At 70.3% G+C, this 17,283-nt stretch carries 18 protein-coding genes; 6 read left to right on the forward strand and 12 right to left on the reverse strand.

Features of this window, described 5'->3' with window-relative positions:
- Positions 1–6 precede the first annotated feature (6 nt).
- The 5 genes from KBX34_RS20405 to KBX34_RS20425 form a co-directional block, all read right to left on the reverse strand.
- Positions 7–1,317, reverse strand: a complete 1,311-nt coding sequence (locus tag KBX34_RS20405) for a radical SAM protein (protein WP_099851767.1) — start codon at positions 1,315–1,317, stop codon at positions 7–9.
- Positions 1,318–1,379: 62 nt separating this feature from the next.
- Positions 1,380–1,784: a superoxide dismutase, Ni gene (sodN, locus tag KBX34_RS20410; RefSeq protein ID WP_210926338.1), complete on the reverse strand. Its 405-nt coding sequence runs from the start codon at positions 1,782–1,784 to the stop codon at positions 1,380–1,382.
- A gap of 144 nt (positions 1,785–1,928) precedes the next feature.
- Positions 1,929–2,735, reverse strand: a complete 807-nt coding sequence (locus tag KBX34_RS20415) for an inositol monophosphatase family protein (protein ID WP_210926340.1) — start codon at positions 2,733–2,735, stop codon at positions 1,929–1,931.
- A gap of 3 nt (positions 2,736–2,738) precedes the next feature.
- Positions 2,739–3,254: a hypothetical protein gene (locus KBX34_RS20420; protein ID WP_210926342.1), complete on the reverse strand. Its 516-nt coding sequence runs from the start codon at positions 3,252–3,254 to the stop codon at positions 2,739–2,741.
- Between the two features lie 157 nt (positions 3,255–3,411).
- Complete coding sequence (locus KBX34_RS20425; RefSeq protein WP_210793421.1) at positions 3,412–3,861, reverse strand: iron chaperone; 450 nt, start codon at positions 3,859–3,861, stop codon at positions 3,412–3,414.
- A gap of 263 nt (positions 3,862–4,124) precedes the next feature.
- Between KBX34_RS20425 and KBX34_RS20430 the strand changes: the two genes are divergently transcribed.
- Entirely contained in the window at positions 4,125–4,790 is a 666-nt protein-coding gene (locus tag KBX34_RS20430; protein WP_247672029.1) for a tetratricopeptide repeat protein, read from the forward strand.
- Between the two features lie 89 nt (positions 4,791–4,879).
- On the opposite strand, the gene KBX34_RS20435 is transcribed toward KBX34_RS20430, so the two are convergent.
- Genes KBX34_RS20435 through KBX34_RS20445 form a run of 3 tightly spaced genes read right to left on the reverse strand, consistent with a single transcriptional unit; the run spans position 4,880 to position 7,687 of the window.
- Complete coding sequence (locus KBX34_RS20435; protein ID WP_210793422.1) at positions 4,880–5,581, reverse strand: NADPH-dependent F420 reductase; 702 nt, start codon at positions 5,579–5,581, stop codon at positions 4,880–4,882.
- A 32-nt stretch (positions 5,582–5,613) separates the two neighbouring features.
- Complete coding sequence (locus KBX34_RS20440) at positions 5,614–6,645, reverse strand: LLM class flavin-dependent oxidoreductase (RefSeq protein ID WP_210793423.1); 1,032 nt, start codon at positions 6,643–6,645, stop codon at positions 5,614–5,616.
- The gene (locus tag KBX34_RS20445; RefSeq protein WP_210793424.1) at positions 6,638–7,687 is read right to left on the reverse strand and encodes an LLM class flavin-dependent oxidoreductase; all 1,050 of its coding nucleotides are present in this window, start codon (positions 7,685–7,687) and stop codon (positions 6,638–6,640) included. Before KBX34_RS20445 ends, KBX34_RS20440 begins: the two co-directional genes overlap by 8 nt.
- Positions 7,688–7,760: 73 nt before the next feature.
- On the opposite strand from KBX34_RS20445, the gene KBX34_RS20450 reads away from it, so the two are divergent.
- The gene (locus tag KBX34_RS20450; RefSeq protein WP_210793425.1) at positions 7,761–8,252 is read left to right on the forward strand and encodes a MarR family winged helix-turn-helix transcriptional regulator; all 492 of its coding nucleotides are present in this window, start codon (positions 7,761–7,763) and stop codon (positions 8,250–8,252) included.
- A gap of 4 nt (positions 8,253–8,256) precedes the next feature.
- Here the strand turns inward: KBX34_RS20450 and KBX34_RS20455 are convergent, their stop codons facing one another.
- Together KBX34_RS20455 and KBX34_RS20460 are read right to left on the reverse strand one after the other, a co-directional pair.
- The gene (locus KBX34_RS20455) at positions 8,257–10,650 is read right to left on the reverse strand and encodes a DUF4132 domain-containing protein (protein WP_210793426.1); all 2,394 of its coding nucleotides are present in this window, start codon (positions 10,648–10,650) and stop codon (positions 8,257–8,259) included.
- Between the two features lie 40 nt (positions 10,651–10,690).
- On the reverse strand, positions 10,691–11,083 hold the full coding sequence (locus KBX34_RS20460; protein WP_210793427.1) for a hypothetical protein: 393 nt from the start codon (positions 11,081–11,083) through the stop codon (positions 10,691–10,693).
- 312 nt (positions 11,084–11,395) lie between these two features.
- Here KBX34_RS20460 and KBX34_RS20465 point away from each other — a divergent pair, with 312 nt between their 5' ends.
- The 3 genes from KBX34_RS20465 (at position 11,396) to KBX34_RS20475 (ending at position 15,182) form a co-directional block, all read left to right on the forward strand.
- Positions 11,396–13,285 (forward strand): ABC transporter ATP-binding protein, encoded by a 1,890-nt coding sequence (locus tag KBX34_RS20465; protein ID WP_210793460.1) that lies wholly within the window; start codon positions 11,396–11,398, stop codon positions 13,283–13,285.
- A 92-nt stretch (positions 13,286–13,377) separates the two neighbouring features.
- Positions 13,378–14,523, forward strand: a complete 1,146-nt coding sequence (locus KBX34_RS20470; RefSeq protein ID WP_210793428.1) for a sensor histidine kinase — start codon at positions 13,378–13,380, stop codon at positions 14,521–14,523.
- Positions 14,520–15,182: a response regulator transcription factor gene (locus tag KBX34_RS20475; protein ID WP_088947097.1), complete on the forward strand. Its 663-nt coding sequence runs from the start codon at positions 14,520–14,522 to the stop codon at positions 15,180–15,182. Before KBX34_RS20470 ends, KBX34_RS20475 begins: the two co-directional genes overlap by 4 nt.
- Before the next feature lie 7 nt (positions 15,183–15,189).
- On the opposite strand, the gene KBX34_RS20480 is transcribed toward KBX34_RS20475, so the two are convergent.
- Positions 15,190–15,618, reverse strand: a complete 429-nt coding sequence (locus KBX34_RS20480; protein WP_247672030.1) for a DUF6223 family protein — start codon at positions 15,616–15,618, stop codon at positions 15,190–15,192.
- 314 nt (positions 15,619–15,932) lie between these two features.
- Here KBX34_RS20480 and KBX34_RS20485 point away from each other — a divergent pair, with 314 nt between their 5' ends.
- Positions 15,933–16,313 (forward strand): hypothetical protein, encoded by a 381-nt coding sequence (locus tag KBX34_RS20485; protein ID WP_210793429.1) that lies wholly within the window; start codon positions 15,933–15,935, stop codon positions 16,311–16,313.
- A gap of 33 nt (positions 16,314–16,346) precedes the next feature.
- Here KBX34_RS20485 and KBX34_RS20490 read toward each other — a convergent pair whose 3' ends face one another.
- A complete protein-coding gene (locus KBX34_RS20490) occupies positions 16,347–17,111 on the reverse strand; it encodes a hypothetical protein (RefSeq protein ID WP_210793430.1) in 765 nt (254 codons plus the stop codon).
- Positions 17,112–17,283: the final 172 nt, after the last annotated feature.

Genomic DNA, 17,283 nt, shown 5'->3' on the forward strand with positions numbered 1-17,283 from the left:
CACCCGTCACGAGGGCGTGGCCGGCAGGGTGTCCATGAAGGAACTGACCGAGAATACGGCCCGGCCCGGTCCGGCCGGGCCGTATCCGGGTGGGCTGGACAGGCCGTTGGCGTCCATCGTCGCCCGGTAGACCTCCAGCAGGCGGACGTGATATTCGAGCGGTGCACCCTCGGGGTTGGCTCGGCCGAGCGGCGTGGTGGGCTCCGGGCACCAGGTGGTGAACCTCGGCGTGATGCCACGCGACATGAAGTATTCGAGCCCCGTGGCGGTGGAGTCGATCGCCTCGCTCACGCTCGCGAAGCCGTGCGGGGCCGCCATCTCGATGCCCGCCACGAAGTTCGGGATCACGTTGCCCGGCCCGAAGACCTCGGCGGAGTCGAGGATGCGGCGGTGCCACTCCTCCCGGCCGACGTAGCGCTCCTTGCCCGGGCAGTACAACTCGAACAGCCGCTTGTCCCACACCTCGTAGTTGGGGTGGTAGATGCGGATCCCGTAGTCGTGGAAACGCTGCACGTCGGCTCGCGGCAGCGCCTGGGCGACGACCTTGCCGATCCACCGCCCGGGAAACCGCTCCTCGATCGCCTGCGCGTACCGGCCGTAGAAGTCCGCCTCAGCCAGCCCGTCGACCTGCGAGGTGATGCTCCCGCCAGTCAACGTGTACGCCTGCGAGGCGCGGTCGGTGTCGTACCGGTCGATGATCTCCAGGGCCTCCAGCACCTCGTCCACGGGCTTGACACCGGTGTAGGGCCGACCCGCCTGCTTGTGCTGGCGCCAGTTGTGGTTGATGTCGCAGTACTGGCACTCCTCCTTGGCACCGAAGTACTGGCAGACCCGGAACGCGGTCAGGTAGATGAGATAGCCCCACTGGATCGTCGGGGCGACCTCCATCACCGACTTGCCGTTGGCGAGCGTGTGGCGGTAGTAGGCCGGCATGGGCGGCAGCCCGACATCGGCGATCGGCCGTCCGTCCAGGAACAGCCGCAGTCGACCGTCGCCGTCGGTCCCGACCCGGTACGGCGAGCTCGGATTGATGCGGACCGAAACGACGGTACGACGTAGCTCGTACGGACCCCCGGTGAGCACGATCTCCTCGGGCGGCCGACGCAGCGCGGCCGTCCCCAACTCCGGCAGCGTCCGATGATCGAAGGAGAAGATGAAGTACGACTTCGGCTTGACCGTCCCGCTCTCGTTGTCGGTCAGCGCCGCGTCGTCGAAGGCGAGCCCGCCGCGCAGCAGATCCTCCTTGAGGACCGCCTCTCGTGGCACCTGCGGAAAGCGGCTCATCAGCTCTTCGACGAGGTCTGTGCGCGACGTCATGCGGTCCTCCTGAAAGGCGGTACGCCGGACCGGGTGGCCCGCGCCACCCGGTCCCGGTCGGTTCAGCTCTGCTTGGTCTCCCAGAAGATCTTCGAGATCTCCTCGATCTTCCCGAGGAGCCGGTCCGCGACGGCCGGGTCAGCGGCGCCCTTCGCGCCACCGGCGCCGGCCAGCTTGGTGGCCTCGTTGAAGAGGCTGTGCAGCTCGGGGTACTTCTCGAAGTGCGGCGCCTTGAAGTAGTCGGTCCACAGGACCCAGAGGTGGTGCTTGACCAGCTCGGCCCGCTGTTCCTTGATGAGCAGCGATCGGGTGCGGAACTCCGGGTCGTCGCTGGCCTGGTACTTCTCGGAGATCGCCTTGATCGACTCGGCCTCGATGCGGGCCTGCGACGGGTCGTAGACGCCGCAGGGCAGGTCGCAGTGTGCGCTCGCGACGGTGCGCGGGCGCAGAAGGCGTGGCAGGTACATCAGATTTCCTCCGGCGGCAGTGCTGGGGTGACGGACGTCCGGCGAAACAGCTCGTCCGCCTTCCGGCCGTCAACGTGATCCACCACCCGACGCTAGAACCTGAACCGCGGTTCATGTCAAGCTGCCGGGCCCAGGCCTCGGCCTTCAGTCCCTTTCGGTGCGCTGTCTGCGGATGAGAGCCAGCAGAGCGGCATGTGTCTGCTCGTCCGCGGCGGCGACGAGGCCTTCGCCGCCAGCGTGCAACGGCCGGCCGTCGATCCCGGTCACCACACAACCGGCCGCCTCGCAGAGGGCGATGCCGGCCGCGAAGTGGACGCTCTGGCGCAGGTCGCGGCCGTCCGTCACGTAGGCGGCGCGTCGGCCGGCAGCGACCCAGGCCACGGCCAGGGTGGTGGAGACCACACGTGGGCGGAACTGTGCGATGAAGCCGTCGTCGGCGAGCATCCGGGCGGCCAGGAACACGTCCCGGTGAGGAAACGGTGGATCAAGATTGACGTCGACCAGCGTCGACTCGGCCGACGGCACGAGTCGTTGGTCCGTCCCTGCGCGTCGGACGTACGAGGCGACGCCGTCGGTCCAGAAAACCTCCTCGCTGAACGGGTCCGCCGAGGCGGCCACGGCGAGGTGTGTGCCGGTGCGTAGAGCGACGTTGACCGAGACCAGCATCGTCCGCGCGCTGTAGTTCAGCGTGCCGCACAACGGGTCGACCAGCCAGGTACGTCCGTTTCCGCCGGTGCCCGTGCGTCCGCTCTCCTCGCCCAGCAGGCCGTCGTCCGGACGTGGCGCCCGCAGGACGTCGAGGATGGCCTTCTCCGCCTCGATGTCGGCGGTGGTGGCGAAGTCGGTGCCGATCTTCGCGAAGCGCGTCAGCGAGGATCCGTACTGCGAACGGACCACCGCGGCTCCGGCCTCCGCCGCCTCGATGGCCAGCGCATGGTCTGTGGTGGACAACGGTCACTCCGCCGGTTCGGTGATCGGGGCATGACTGACGACCGCAGTCATGATCATTGGGGCGTCGCCGTCACACTGGTTGACCGAGACCGCGATCCATCGGCCTCCGGTCGCCGTGGGCCCCCAGACCGTCAGGTCGCCGAAGCAGTCCAGGTCGCCCAGCGCCTGGAACAGTGCCGGCAGGGGTGCGCGGGCCTGGTGCCGAAACAGCGGCACGCGCATGGAGACCTTGCGGTGCGGGCCCCACCGATGGTCCGACTCCCGGACGACGAGAGCCAGGTTCGCCTCGGCGGCATCCTCGGCCTGGTTCCATTCGGCGCCGTACACGCCCGTGAGGGCTTCGCTCTCCCACAGCGGGATGATCCGAAAACCCGCGCCCCGGGTGCCGGTCCACTCCCCGGTGGCCGGGTCACCCTCGCTGACCGTCGCGCCGCTGGTGGGCAGATCCGCGGCGAGCAACGTCTCGATGTCGGACACCGCCCGAGTGGTGTCGAACACCTCACCGGCCCGGCCCGTCACCGGGCGACCCGTCCCACCGCTGTCGGCCTGTGCCACATCGTTCGCACTGCCTGCCTCCCTCAGCCTCCGGCCCCTGATCATCGTCCACGTCACCGCCGTCCGGTCAGCGAGGGCCGGACGCCGTCCGTGCCGAGGGGCGGACGCAGCGGGGCGTAGGTCAGGAGACCGCAGCCTTCACCAGCTCGGTGACCTTCTTCTCCACCGCGGGGCTCCACTTCTGCAACGCGTACGCCACCGGCCACAGGTCTCCGTCGTCGAGGTTGGCCGCGTCCTGGAAGCCCACCGTCGAGTACCGGTAGTTGAACTTGCCGGAGTCCTGGAAGAAGACGACGATCTTGCCGTCCGCGTTCGCGTAGGCGGGCATCCCATACCAGGTCTTGGGCGTCAGCTCCGGGGCGGCCGCGGTCACCGTCACGTGCACGCGCTCGGCGAGCGCGCGATCGTCCGGCTCCATCTGCGCGATCCGGTCGAGGATCGCCTGCAGCCCGTCGGCCTTCTTGGCGCCCTTCTTGCCCTCGGCGCGCAGCTCGGCGGCGCGCTCCTTCATCGCGGCCCGCTCGTCGGCGCTGAAGCCGTCGGAGGTGGTCGTGGAGGTCTTCGCGGACATATCTAGGCTCCCTCTCGTTGGTCAGGTCAGGCGCGCTGCCGGTGACCTGGGAAAAGGCTAGGCCGGGTCGTGCCCGTCGGGCTTCTCGATTCCTGATCGGTTTCGCCGCTCGGACGGACACGAGCTCGGGACGGCGGGGCGGCAGGCACCGTCAGGGCGTCCGGGCGGTGATTCGGACACATGGGTGGGGGAGAGGCTTCGTGACCTTCAGTGAGAGCGTGCGTTCGGCCTTTCGGCGTGGTGAAACCGACGCTGTGGTGCGGATGAGTGAGGCCGAGATCGAGCGGGCCCAGGCGGCCGGTGACCCGGCGGGTGAGGTGGAGGCCCGCTACAGCCTGGCCCGGGTGGCGATCCGCGGCGGCGACCTGGCGGGCGGCGAAGCGCGGGCCCGGGAAGCTCTGGAGGTGGCGCTGCGCTCCGGCGACCGCAGCCTGGAGGAACGGCCGAGGCACGTGCTGGCCGGCGTGGCGCGCATGTCCGGCGATCTGCTGCGGGCTCGGGACCTGTACCGGGAGAGCATCGCGCTCAACGAGTCGCTGGGCCGGCCGATGATGGTCAACTCCGAGTTCCACAACCTCGCGTTCTGTGAGCTGGGGCTGGGCAATCTCGAAACGGCGAGGGCACTGTTCGCCGAGAACCGCGAGCGGGTGTTCGCCAACGGCTGGGCAGACTTCGTGCCGTACGTCTGCGTCGCGGGCGCCGCGCTCGCGACGGCCGAGGGCGATCACGCGCGGGCGGCGCTGATGATCGGTGTCGCGGACGCCGCGTTCACGGCCCTGGGCCAGGTGCCGGACCCGGACGACGCGGCCGACCTCGCCACGATGCGTACCGCCGCGATCGAGGCGCTCGGCCGCGCCGCCTTCGACGCGGAGTACGCGGCGGGTCAGGGCCTCGAACCACGGGCGGCCTTCGCGCGCGACCAGCGCTGAGGGCCGGTGACCGCTGGTCGCCGGTCAGGCGTCGACCGACGTCCGGTACGCCCCAGGGCGCGATGTCTGACGGGCGAGGCCACTGTCGACTACGACGCCTCTCGGGCTGCCGCGATGGTCCGTCCGCGCTCCGACTCGGGAAAACGGTCGAGCATGGCGCGTACCTCGTCGGCGCTGACGTTCGCGCCGAACATCTCGCTGCCCGGTTCGAGCCGTACCCCCTCGGCCAGGGGGCCCGCGACGACCGGATCGAAGCCGAGCGCGTCCACAAGGGAGGCGACCGCCGTGACGGCGGTGGTGTCGTCGCCGGCGACCGCGATGGCCTTGCGGCCGGTCGTCCCCGCCGGCCGCGCCTCATCCTCAAGATCGTGGTAGCCCATGTGGTTGAAGGCCTTGACGACGCGCGAGTCGGACAGGAAGGCCTGGACGATCTCGCTCGACGACGTGTGCGGATCGGTGAGGTCCGCGCGGATACCGTCGATCTCCCACCAGTAGTTCATGGCATCGACGACGAGCTTGCCGCGCAGTGCGTCGACGGGAACGCTGCGGTACTTGCCCAGCGGGAGGGCGAGGATGACGATGTCGGCGTCCGCTGCCGCGTCACCCGCGGTGGTGGCTACCGCCCCCGGCGCGAGCACCTCGACGGTGAGGGCGATCTTCGCGGGGTCGCCGGAGCCGGCGACCAGCACCCGGTAGCCGGCGGCGACGGCGAGACGGGCGAGCACAGTGCCCACCTTGCCGGCCCCGAGGATGCCGAGGGTTACCGGCCGGCTCCGGTCGTTGTCGAACATGTCGTCCTTCCGGTACGAAGTGCGTGCGATGGTCAGCTCGCCAGGATGTCGCGGACCATGGGGATCACCTTGGATCCGTACAGTTCCACGGCGCGCATCCGGGCACTCACCGGTTGCGCCCCGGCCGAGTAGATGAGGTCGAACCGGCCGACGCCGAGGCTGCGGATCGCGCGGGCCATCCGGCGGGCCACGGTCTCCGGGGAGCCGATGTAGAGCGAGCCGTTCTCCACCTCGGAGTCGAACTCCTGGCGGCGGATCGGTGGCCAGCCCCGCAGCGCGCCGATGCGGTTGCGCATCACGCGGTAGTGCGGCCAGTACACCTCCTTGGCCTCCTCGTCGGTGTCGGCGATGAAGCCCGGCGAGTGCATTCCGACCGGGTGCGCCGTCGTGCCGAGTTGATCGGCCGCCCGGCGGTACAGGTCGATGTAGGGCGCGAAGCGCTCGGGCGCGCCACCGATGATGGCGAGCATGAGCGGAAGGCCGTACTTGGCGGTGCGGACGACCGACTGCGGCGAGCCACCGACGCCGACCCAGGTGCTCAGGTGACCCGACTCCGTCTTGGGGAAGACGTCGGCGTTCTCCAGGGGCGCACGCAGGGTGCCGCTCCAGGTGACCGGCTTCTCGTCCAGCAACTTCACGAACAGCTCGATCTTCTCCTCGAACAGCGTGTCGTAGTCGCGCAGGTCGTAGCCGAAGAGGGGGAACGACTCCGTGAACGACCCGCGACCGAGGATCACCTCGGCCCGGCCGTGGGACAGCGCGTCGACGGTGGCGAAGCGCTGGAACACCCGGACCGGGTCGTCGGAGCTCAGCACCGTCACGCCGGAGGCCAGCCGGATCCGCGACGTACGGGTGGCGATACCGGCCAGCACCGTCTCCGGCGTCGACACCGAGTACTCCGGCCGGTGGTGCTCGCCCAGGGCGATGACGTCGACGCCGAGCTGGTCGGCGAGCACCGCCTCGTCGACGACCTGCCGGATCGCGGCGGCGTGGGAGACGAGCTTGCCGGAGTCGTCCTCCGGTACGTCGCCGAACGTGTCGAGGCCGAACAACAGATCAGACATGGGTGGGCTCCTTCGCCAGCAGCTCCCGGACCCGCGGCGCGACCTCACTGCCCAGCAGTTCGATGGTGCGCGCGCGTGCCTCGCGGGGCAGGTGCATGATGTCGTACTTCAGGTCGAAGCGGCTCAGTCGCAGGTCGCGGGCGACCGTGGCGATCTTCTGCGCCACCGTCTCGGGTGACCCGACGAAGAGCGCCCCGTGGTCGATTTCGGCCTCGTAGCGCGCGCGGTCGGGTTTGTAGAAGCCGCGTTCCTCGGCCAGCGCGGCCACCACCGGCTGCCAGTATCGCCACCACGTCTCCACCGCCTCCTCGTCGGTGTCTGCGACAAGGCCGAGAGAGTGCTGCCCGATTGGCTGCGGGGTATGCCCGAACTGTTCCAGCGCCTTGGTGTAGAGCTCGACGTGGCCGGCGAACCGCTGGGGTCGCCCGCCGATGATCGCGAGCATCAGTGGGAGTCCGTGCCGGGCGGCGCGGATCACCGAGTTCGGGCTTCCTCCGACGCCGATCCACGTCGGGATGCCGCCCGGCTGCATCCGTGGGTGCAGGCGCTGCTCGACCAGAGCACTTCGCACGGTGCCGGACCAGGTGACCGGTTCGTCCCGTTGGAGCCGCAGGAAGAGGTCCAGCTTCTCCTCGAACAACCGCTCGTAGTCGGTCAGGTCGTAGCCGAACAGCGGGAACGACTCGGTGGCCGACGCGCGTCCGAGAACCATCTGGGCGCGCCCGTTGGACACCGCGTCGAGGGTCGCGAACTCGTGGTACAGGCGTACCGGGTCGTTCGTGCTGAGCACCGTGACCGAGGTGCCGAGGCGAATCCTCTCGGTGGCCGTCGCGGCCGCCGCGAGCAGGACGGGTGTCGCCGAGTCGTTGTGGCCTTCCCGGTAGTGCTCGCCGACGCTGAACACGTCGAGCCCGACCGACTCGGCGAGTCGCGCCTCGTTGACGAGGAGCCGGACGGTCTCGGCGTCGCTCAGGACGCGGCCGCCGTCGGTGGCCACCTCCCCGAACGAGTTGAGCCCCAGCTCGAAGCCTGTTGCTGCCATCGTCTCCTCCTGCCGGTTGACGTGTCAATCATGCTAACTTGGCGATTGACACGTCAATTCCCGGGAGAATGACATGACGGACACCACACCCGGCCGGCGGGGAGGACGCCAGCTCCCGACCGCCGAGGAGCTACGCATCTGGCGGGACTTCATCGAGACGACGGCAGCGCTGAGTTCGCGCCTGGAGTCCCGCCTGCAGGGCGACTCTGCGTTGTCGACGGGGGACTACGCCGTGCTGCTCGCTCTCAGCGAGGCGCAGGGCCAGGCGATGCGGTCCTCCGAACTCGCGTCACACATCGGCTGGGAGCGGAGCCGCCTCTCCCACCACCTGGGGCGGATGGAGCGACGGGGCCTGATCCGGCGCCAGGAGTGCGCCACCGTGCCCCGGGGAGCCGAGGTGCTGCTCACCAAGGTCGGAGCCGACGCGTTCGCCGGGGCCACCTTTCCGCACCTGCGCGCCATCCGTGAACTCTTCGTGGACGCCCTCACACCGGATCAGATCGTCGCGGCGGGCGAGATCGCCGCGGCGCTGCGAGCGCGCCTCGACGTCGTGGGCAAGGGCTGATCTCTCATCTGGCGAGCTGTGCGAGCACCGTGGCGTCGCTGATCGTGTCGTCGGCGGCCAGCATGAACGCCTTGGACAGGATCGTCGACAGCATCGGGTCGTCGTCGAACGGCAGGTGCAGCCGGCCGGTGCGGTCGCGCGCCGCGACGATGCACAGGTACGCGTCGTCGGGCTCCATCAGGATGTTGCCGGACCCGAGGTGGATCCGATACGCGCGGATGGTGCCGCGGACGTGCAGGTGCCGCTCGGAGAGGCTCACCCGGTCGGCGATGGTCGTGCGTGGCAGCAGCCGGGCCAGCGCGTCTCGGCGTACCTGCGCGGACGGGGTCAACTCCGCGATGGCCGTGCTGTGCCAGTAGGCGTGGAAGCGGTCCTCGCCGCGGTCGGCCCACTGCGGGTCGCTGGCGATCGAGGTGACGCCGACGAACAGGTCCACGTCGCGCATGGACTCGCTGAACACCAACGGTGGCACGTCGACGACCGGCGTCGGTTGCCACGTCGCGCCGTCGCGTCGGGCGAAACGAACCTGGTCGGTGGAGCAGTACTCGACGTCGTAGCGGCGTTCATCCGCGTTGTCGACCAGTTGGTGGTGGAACGACACCCGCCACGCACCACCGCCGAAGGGCTTGGTGGCTTCGGTCTCGTAGCCGCCGTCCCAGGTGCCGAGGTATCCCGCCTGCCAACCCCGGGCGCGCATGAGAGCGTTCGCCTGCCGGTAACGCAGGATGTGGGCGGCAAACCGGTTGGAATAGGTGTGCGTCCGCTCCTCGGCGGGCGTGAGCAGATAGACCTCCCGGAAGGCCTGCTTGAACGGCTGCGCCAGACCGGTGGCGATGACGTGCTCACGCCAGGCGAGGACCTCGTCTGTCGTCGCCCGGGCGGGATGCCAGAGTCTGACCCGGTCGCCGGGAATGGCCAGGCCCTCCCGGTCGGCGATCGTCCACCCGTCGCTGTCGCGTCGGGGCAGACCCGCCGTCCACCGGTGGCCGTCGGTGCTGGTCTCCCACACCAACCGAGGCCCGTAGGCCGCCGTGATCGGGTGTTCGAGGAATCGGGACGACCAGTCCGAGTGTGACCAGGTGCGCTCCTCGGACAGCAGCCCCTCCACCCGCTGGCGCTCGGCGGTGAGGGTCGCACCGACGCGTTTGGCGAGGTCACGCAGCTCCTTGAGCTCGTCGCCGTACGCCTGCTTGACCGGAGCCGGAACGCCCTTGAGCGCGACGGCGTCACGAGCGAAGGTCAGGCGCGCCTTCTCCCCGGTCACCTCGACCGCCGCCTCGTACGGCCCGATCCGCGTGCACAGTCGCCCGTCGGGACCGAGCCCGTGGTCGTCGACGGCGAGTTCCAGCACCTCGCTGAGCGACCACCCGCGCAGCGCCCCGAGGTGGGCCAGCGCGGCCTGGATTCGGCTCTGCACCGCCTTGTTCCGGACCGTGACCGCCAGCCTCGCCAGCGTGCGTACCGGTGCCTCGCCGCCCCGTGCCGCGAGCAGCGCAATGGCCGCCACTGCCGTCTTCTGGGCATGGGGATAGCCGGACGCCTGTCGTGGCGCTGCCGCCGCGGCGGCCGTGACCCGCGCCAACAGGTCCGTTGCCCGCTCGTCCGGCTGGCGTGACAGTGCCCAGACCAGCCCGCGGAGCAGGCGGTCGGTGTCGTCGTGCAGGGGCCGGTTGTAGGAGGCGAACGCTTCGAGGATCGATCGCACGGCCGTGGCGCCAACCGGTGTGGTGTCGAGGAGCTCGCCGACGCGGCGCTGCCATTTCGTGGGCGCTGCCGGCTTCGCCAGCGAGGCGCAGTGCGCGAGCAGCTCCGGTACGCCCGGCGCGGCGAGGACGGCACCGAGCTCAGCGCGGGCTGATGGCCCGAACCCGTCTCCGTCGTGGAGCAGCCAGGACGGCACGCGTCGACCGGTGGCGCGATCGAGGCCCTGGCCGATCAGCAGGACAGCGCGTCGTCGAGGCTCCACCGCGACGAAATGGTCGCCGACCAGTTCGCTGACGAGGGCGTCGAGGGCCGGCACCAGGTCGCCCAGCTCGGTCGGCGGCAGGGCTGCGGCGATCACGGCTGGCAACTCCAGGTGAGCCCCGTTGTCATAGGACTCTCCCCGCGCGACGACCTCCAGGCACCACACCAGATCCGCCCGCGTCCAGGGCAGGGCGCCGTCGGCCAGAGCGCGCACCACGTCGTTGAGCGCGGTGGGAGTCGAACTGGTCGTCGCCTCCAGGTGCATGGCCAGTGCGGCGCTGCGGCGTGCCTCGACCGGCCACGACTCGACCGCGCTCCATTCCGGAACGCTGGTGATCGAGGACCCCCAGTGGTACGTGCTGGCGACGTGCAGAACCGCCCTGATCCGAGCGTCGGCCTCGTTGAGATCACTTTCCACGCGACGTCGGTCCACGTCGGTCAGTGTGGGAAGGAGCGCTGCCCAGTCCTCCACGTCAGCCACCCACCAGCTGAACGAGTCGCACGAACGCCACATCCGGGTCGGCGAGCAGGTCGATCTCCTCGTCGAGGTCCTCGATCTGGCGGTGCCCGACCAGCAGCAGGAAACCGTTGCGGGCAAAGGCGGCACAGGCGGCATCCGCCTGTTGCTCCCAGTCGAGCCGCCTGCCCGGGGTGACCCGGTAACCGTTCAACGTGGCCTCGGTGTCAGTCGGCTGCACCAGACCTCGGAAGTGCCGAGGTTGTTGGGCGTTGAACCGGGCGACCTCCTCACGGACCCGCAGCCGGACCAGCTCCCGAGCGGAGATGCGCTCCGGCAGCCCGGTCAACGGCCAGTGGTCGATGGCTTTTCCCGTCGCTGTCTCGTCCCGAACGATCGCCGTGGCCATGCCGTCATGCTCCTTGCTGTGAAGTGAGCGCGATCATGGCACGAGCGTCCGACGGAATGGAGCGGCGCGGCCTTCCGTCAACCATCCCTTCACTCATGACTGCGAGTGATCAGGCAATTGCTAGCGGCTATCTCCGAGTGGTCCAATCCTCAAGGAACCCGCCAATCCGCCTGTCCTGGCTGAGACGGCGACGGCTGCGCCGCCCCGGGAGGTACGACCATGATCGAGACCGCCGCCGCAGAGCCCCACCGCACCCGGTCAGGTCGCCCCGGCCCCGGGCGCACCGAGTCGGTGTTGCCGGAGCTGCGGGAGATGTGGTGGGAGACGGGGGTGCGGGCCCGAGCCGAGGCCGGTGTCTTCGCCGTCTTCGCCGAGCTGCCCAGGCTCGTACGGACAGCCCTGGGCATCAGCTGGCGCGCCGACCGACTGCGTACCGGCGTGGTGGCCGCGGCGACGGTCGGCGCGGGGGTGATGGCCGCCTTCGGCCTGTTGGCCACGCAGCGGGTGCTGGTGGAGTTGTTCGCCGGCGGGCCGACCGCGGACAAGGTGCGGGCGGCGATGCCCGCCCTGGCCGTGCTGGCCGCGGCGGTCGCCCTGCGGGCGGGGATGGGCATCGCCACGGGGTACGCGCAGAACGGTTTGACGCCGCGGGTGAGCCGCGAGGTGGAACGGGGTCTGTTCGAGGTGTCCACCGCGGTACGCCTGGAGGCGTTCGACGCCGACGCGTTCGCCGACGACATGGAGCGCGCCTCCCGGGGCACCGAGTCGACGATCGGGCTGGTGCAGGCGTCGATGAACCTGCTCGCCGGGCTGGCCGGGCTGCTCGCCGTGGCGGCCGCCGTCGTCATCATCCACCCACTGCTGCTGCTGGCACTGTTGGTGGCCACGGTGCCCAACGCGTGGGCGTCGTTGCGGGCCGGGCACCTGCGCTACCAGACGTACACCGCCGGATCCGTGCGCAGACGTCGACTGTGGCTGCTGCACAAGCTGATGGCCGAACGGGCCTCCGCCCCGGAACTGCGCTCGTACGGGCTGCGCGGGTTCCTGCTCGATCAGTACGACCGGGTGATGCAGGTGGAGACCGACATCCAACTCGCCCTGGCCCGTCGGGTCACCACGACCACCACGATCGGGGCGATGATCGGCGGTCTCGCCACGGGCACCGTCTACGCACTGCTCGGCCTGCTGCTCCTGGACGGGCAGATCCCGCTCGCCGCCGCCGCGACCTGCGTCATCGCGGTGCAGTCCGCGCAGCGGTCCCTGGCCATCGCCACCTTTCAGGTGGACCACGTCTACACCGAGGGCCAGCATTTCGGCGACTACACCGGCTTCATGACCCGCGCCGACGCCTACCTGCCGGACGCGACACGACCCGCCGCCGCCGGTCCGGAACGGTTGCGGGAGTTGACCGTCAGCAGGGTGAGCCTGCGCTACCCGGACCGGGACACCCCCGCCGTGGACGACGTCACCTTGACGATCACCGCAGGCCAGACGGTCGCGTTCGTCGGGGAGAACGGCTCGGGCAAGACGACCCTCGCCGCGATGATCGCCGGCCTCCGGGCCCCCTCCGAGGGCAGCATCGAATGGAACGGCCGACAGTTGTCGGAGTGGAACGTCGCCGGGCTGCGGGCCCGAATCGCTGTGGTGACGCAGGAATACCACAAGTGGCCGTTCACCGCGGCGACGAACATCGCCATCGGCGACGTCGACACCGAGGCCCGGCAGGACCTCATCGAGGCCGCCGCCGCCCGCGCGGTCGCCCACGACATGATCAACGAGCTTCCGCACGGGTACGAGACGCTGCTCGACCGTACCTTCGCGAGAGGTCAGGATCTGTCCGGCGGTCAGTGGCAGCGCATCACCGCGGCCCGCGGGTTCCTGCGCGACGCCGAACTGCTGATCATGGACGAGCCGTCCTCCGCTCTCGACCCCCGAGCCGAGGACGCGCTGTTCCAGGCCATCCGCGACCGTCGTGGCCGGGCCACCACGATCCTCATCACGCACCGGCTCGCGAACGTCCGCCACGCCGACCGGATCTTCGTCCTGCACCACGGCCGGCTGGTCGAGGCCGGCACCCACGACGAGCTGGTCGCCACCGGCGGTCGGTACGCCGAACTGTTCGCCCTCCAGGCCGCTGGCTACGACGCCAACCTGACCAGGGAGCCCCAGCTTCCGCACCAGGGCACCGCGACCTCCCACTGAACAACGACGCGGGGAAAGGGGGCACGAGCGCCGGCCACGTTCGACGGTTCGGGCGTACTCCCGCCTGTGCGCCGGAGGTTAGGCTTCGGACCATGTCAGGGTCGCGGTGGCGTGGCCGGGCGGCGGACGCGGGCCTGGTGCTCGGCGTCGGGCTGGTGGCCCTCGTCGGCCTGGTGGTGCAGTCGCGCGGCATCGACACCGCAGCCGAGTCGGCGGCGCTGCTGGCGGTGCTGGCCTCCTCCGGTGCGCTGTACGTCCGCCGCCGCCACCCGGTGCCGGTGGGCGTGGTGGCGTTGGTCGCCGTCGGCGCGTACGGGGCGTTGTTGCACAAGACCGGCCCGATCATGTTGGTGTTCGTCGTGGCGCTCTACACCGTTGTCGACGAGGGCCATCTCCGGGCCGCCATCGGGCTCGGCCTCGCCTCGGTGATCGCCTTCGCCGTCGCCGACAGCGGCAACCGTTCCCCGGATACCAGGAACGGTGCGACGCTGCTGCACGCCGGTTGGCTCGTCGCGGTCATCGTCGGGGTGACCCGAAACCGCCGGGCCTACCTCGCCGAGGCGCAGGCCCGGGCGGTTGCCGCCGAGCAGAGGCTGGAGGAGGAGTCCCGGCGACGGGCCACCGAGGAGCGGTTGCGCATCGCCCGCGAGCTGCACGACGTGCTCGGCCACCATCTCTCGCTGATCAACGTGCAGGCCAGTGCCGCGTTGCACCGACCGGACCCCGCCCGGTCCGAGCAGGCGCTCACCGCGATCAAGGAGACCAGCAAGGAGACACTGCGTGAGTTGCGGGCGACGCTGGGCGTGCTGCGGCAGGAGAGTGAGGCGCCGATCGTGCCCGCGCCGGGCCTCAACCGCCTTGACGACCTGATCACCACGGCGGGGCGTTCCGAGCTGGAGATCCGCACCGAGTTCGCGGAGATCCCGGCGCTGCCGCCGGAGGTCGACCTGGCGGTCTACCGGATCGTCCAGGAGGCACTCACCAACGTGGCCCGGCACGCAGGCGCCACCAACGCGGTGGTCCGCGTCCGACCCGACCGCGACGACGTGCTGGTGGAAGTGGAGGACGACGGCACCGGCGCACCAGGCACGCCCGGCAGTGGGATCCTCGGCATGCGCGAACGGGCCCGGGCGCTGGGCGGGTCGCTGACCACGGGCACGCGGCCGGACGGCGGCTTTCGGGTCCGCGCCCGCCTGCCGCTGCGGCCCGACCCGACGCCGGTGGGGGAGCGGGCGTGATCCGGCTGCTGCTCGTCGACGACCAGACCCTGGTCCGCGCCGGCTTCCGCTCCATCCTGGACGGTGAGGATGGCATCGAGGTGGTCGGTGAGGCCGCCGACGGGGCGGAGGCGGTGCGGCTCGCCGTGCGGCTGCGGCCGGACGTCGTCCTCATCGACATCCGGATGCCCGTGCTGGACGGCCTCGCCGCCACGGGGCAGATCGTCGCGCGCACCGATGCCCGCGTCATCATCCTGACCACGTTCGACCTGGACGAGTACGTCTACGGGGCGTTGCGAGCCGGCGCGAGCGGCTTCCTGGTCAAGGACACCGAGCCGGCGGAGCTGATCCACGCGGTGCGGGTGGTCGCCCGCGGTGACGCGCTGATCGCGCCGGCGATCACCCGTCGACTGATCGCCGAGTTCGCGGCCCGGGTCCGGCATCCGGACCCGGGGCCGCGACTGAGCGTGCTCACCGAGCGGGAGCGTGAGGTGCTGACACTGGTCGCCGCGGGCCTGTCCAACGACGAGATCGCCGCGCGACTGGTGCTGAGCCCGGCCACCGCCAAGACGCATGTCAGCCGGATCATGACCAAGGCGCAGGTGCGGGACAGAGCCCAGCTGGTGATCCTCGCCTATGAGTCGGGTCTGACCGTTCCCGGCTGGCTCACCCGATCCTGAGCCACTCTCAGGCGGCCAGCCGGCCGGTGCGGCGGGCGCGGGCCAGCGCCAGCCCACCGAGGAGCACGCCGACCAGGCCGACCGCCACGGCCACGAACGCCCCGCCCCGCCCGTTGCCGGTGCCGATGCCGCTGTCGGAGGTGGCCACCACCAACCCTCCGAGCGCCAGACCGAGCAGGCCCGCCGCCAGGGCCAGGACGGCGCCGAGCAGCCCGGAGCCGGTGCCGAGGCGACCGGCGGGGCGGGCCAGGGCCAGCCCACCGATGACCGCACCGACCAACCCCAGCAGTACGCCCACGCTGGCGCCGAGTCGCCCGGAGCTCATAGTCATGGCGGCGGTCGGCTGGACGGAGGCGTGCGCGGCTGCCGGCGCGGCCAGGGCGACTGCCCCGGTAGCGCCGGCAACGGCGGCGGTGAGCAGGCGACGGATCGACATCACGTTTCCCTTCGGTCCCACGACGGTTACCGCCGCAGCGTATGAACCGAAGTGCGCGTGAGTCGTCATGCCGACGATGTCGATGGGCCTACCCCAGGGGATGTACGCACACCGCCCGGCGTACCGCCGCAGTTGTCTCCCGTGATCAGCGCCGGCTGGCCAAAAGCGGTCTTGACCTGCGGTTTTGTCAGATCCGAGCAGTGGCTTTCGTGGTCTGTGAGTGGTACGACTGAAGCATCCACCGATCGGGGTGACGCAATGGTCACGTCAGTGTTCGAGTTCAGCGCCCCACCACTGCGACCGGTGAGACCATCGTGACGGGCCCGGAGGACACCGAGAACACGGCTGCCTACAACCGCGGTCTCGGCGCGGGACGCATCGAGCAGCGTCTGCAGGGGCACGATGAACACCTGCGGCAGATCAACGGTTCGATCGACTCGATGACGCGGGCGCTGCATGCCCTCACCGAGGAGTTACGTGCCAATGCCGCCGCGTTCCGCGCCACCGTTACCTCGGATCGCCGGGACGACACTGAGCGGGAGAGGATCGCCGCGGCCCGGGTCGAGGAGGCGGACATCGTCACATCCCAGCGGACGGTCCGGTGGACGGCATGGCAGCGCTGGTTCGCCGTCCTCGGCGCAATCATCCTGGTCGTGAACTTCGGTTTGGGGCTCTACGTCGCCTTCAACCGTTGACTTGATCGGCTGTCGCCAGCAGGAACGCCTGATCTACCGCTGCCAGGCGTCGATGGTGCGTACGCCGTCGCGGAGGACCCGGTCCACCATGGCGGGGTCGCCGTTGGTGCCCTCCCACCCCTGGTCGTCGAAGACCGTCACCGTGGTGTCGACGCGCGCCACGGCGATCTGGCTGGACGAGCTGCCGCCGGTGCGGTCTCCGTTCAGGTTCGTCCCGGCCCACGTCCGGTCCAGCAGCAGCGCCTCGTCGCCGACGCCGGACAGGGCCCGGCTCTTCACGGTGCCGGGGCTCCCGAAGTGGTCGTAGGAGGGGCACGCCTGCACGGCGGTACGCAGGCGCGCCATGTACGCCGAGGCGCCGTCGCCCTCGAAGGTGAAGATGGTCTGGTGGATCATCCCCTGCGGCACGTTGGTCTCTGGTTCGCCGGCCTTCTTGTAGGTGACGGTCATCGCGGCGCTGGCGGTGACCTGTCGACCTCCGGTGCCGAACTCGTTGGCGCACAGCTTCGGCAGGGCCTCCTCGACGGGCGTCGTCCGTCGGGGGGACTTCCGCAGCTCGGTGGGCAGCTCGACGAAGGCTGACGTCGGGATGGTCGCCGGAGCGCTCGCGCTCGACGATGGCGGGTCGCTCGGGTTCGTTGCCGCCCCCGCGGTCGTCGGCGCCGCGCTCGACGGGGTCGCGTCGGGCGAGTCCTCAGCCGTGGTGCAGGCACTCGCGAGTGCGATGCTGCCGAGCAGCGGGACCAGCACAAGCAGACTTCGCGTACGGGAGGTCGGCAGTGTCACGTGTCGGCTCATGGTCACCCCTTGTCTGTTCCGACGCAGTTCCCTGCGACGAGTCGTCCGAAACGACAGTGGGCGGAGGCCGGACCGGGCCTCGGGAAACGGGGTGCCGCCACTGCGGTCGGGCCGTTAGGCTGCCCCGCATGACCAGCGTGAGCGCCCACCGCACCGGACCGTCGTGTGACGT

This window comes from Micromonospora sp. M61, from assembly GCF_018070245.1.
In the GTDB taxonomy this organism is placed as follows: Bacteria; Actinomycetota; Actinomycetes; order Mycobacteriales; family Micromonosporaceae; genus Micromonospora; species Micromonospora zamorensis.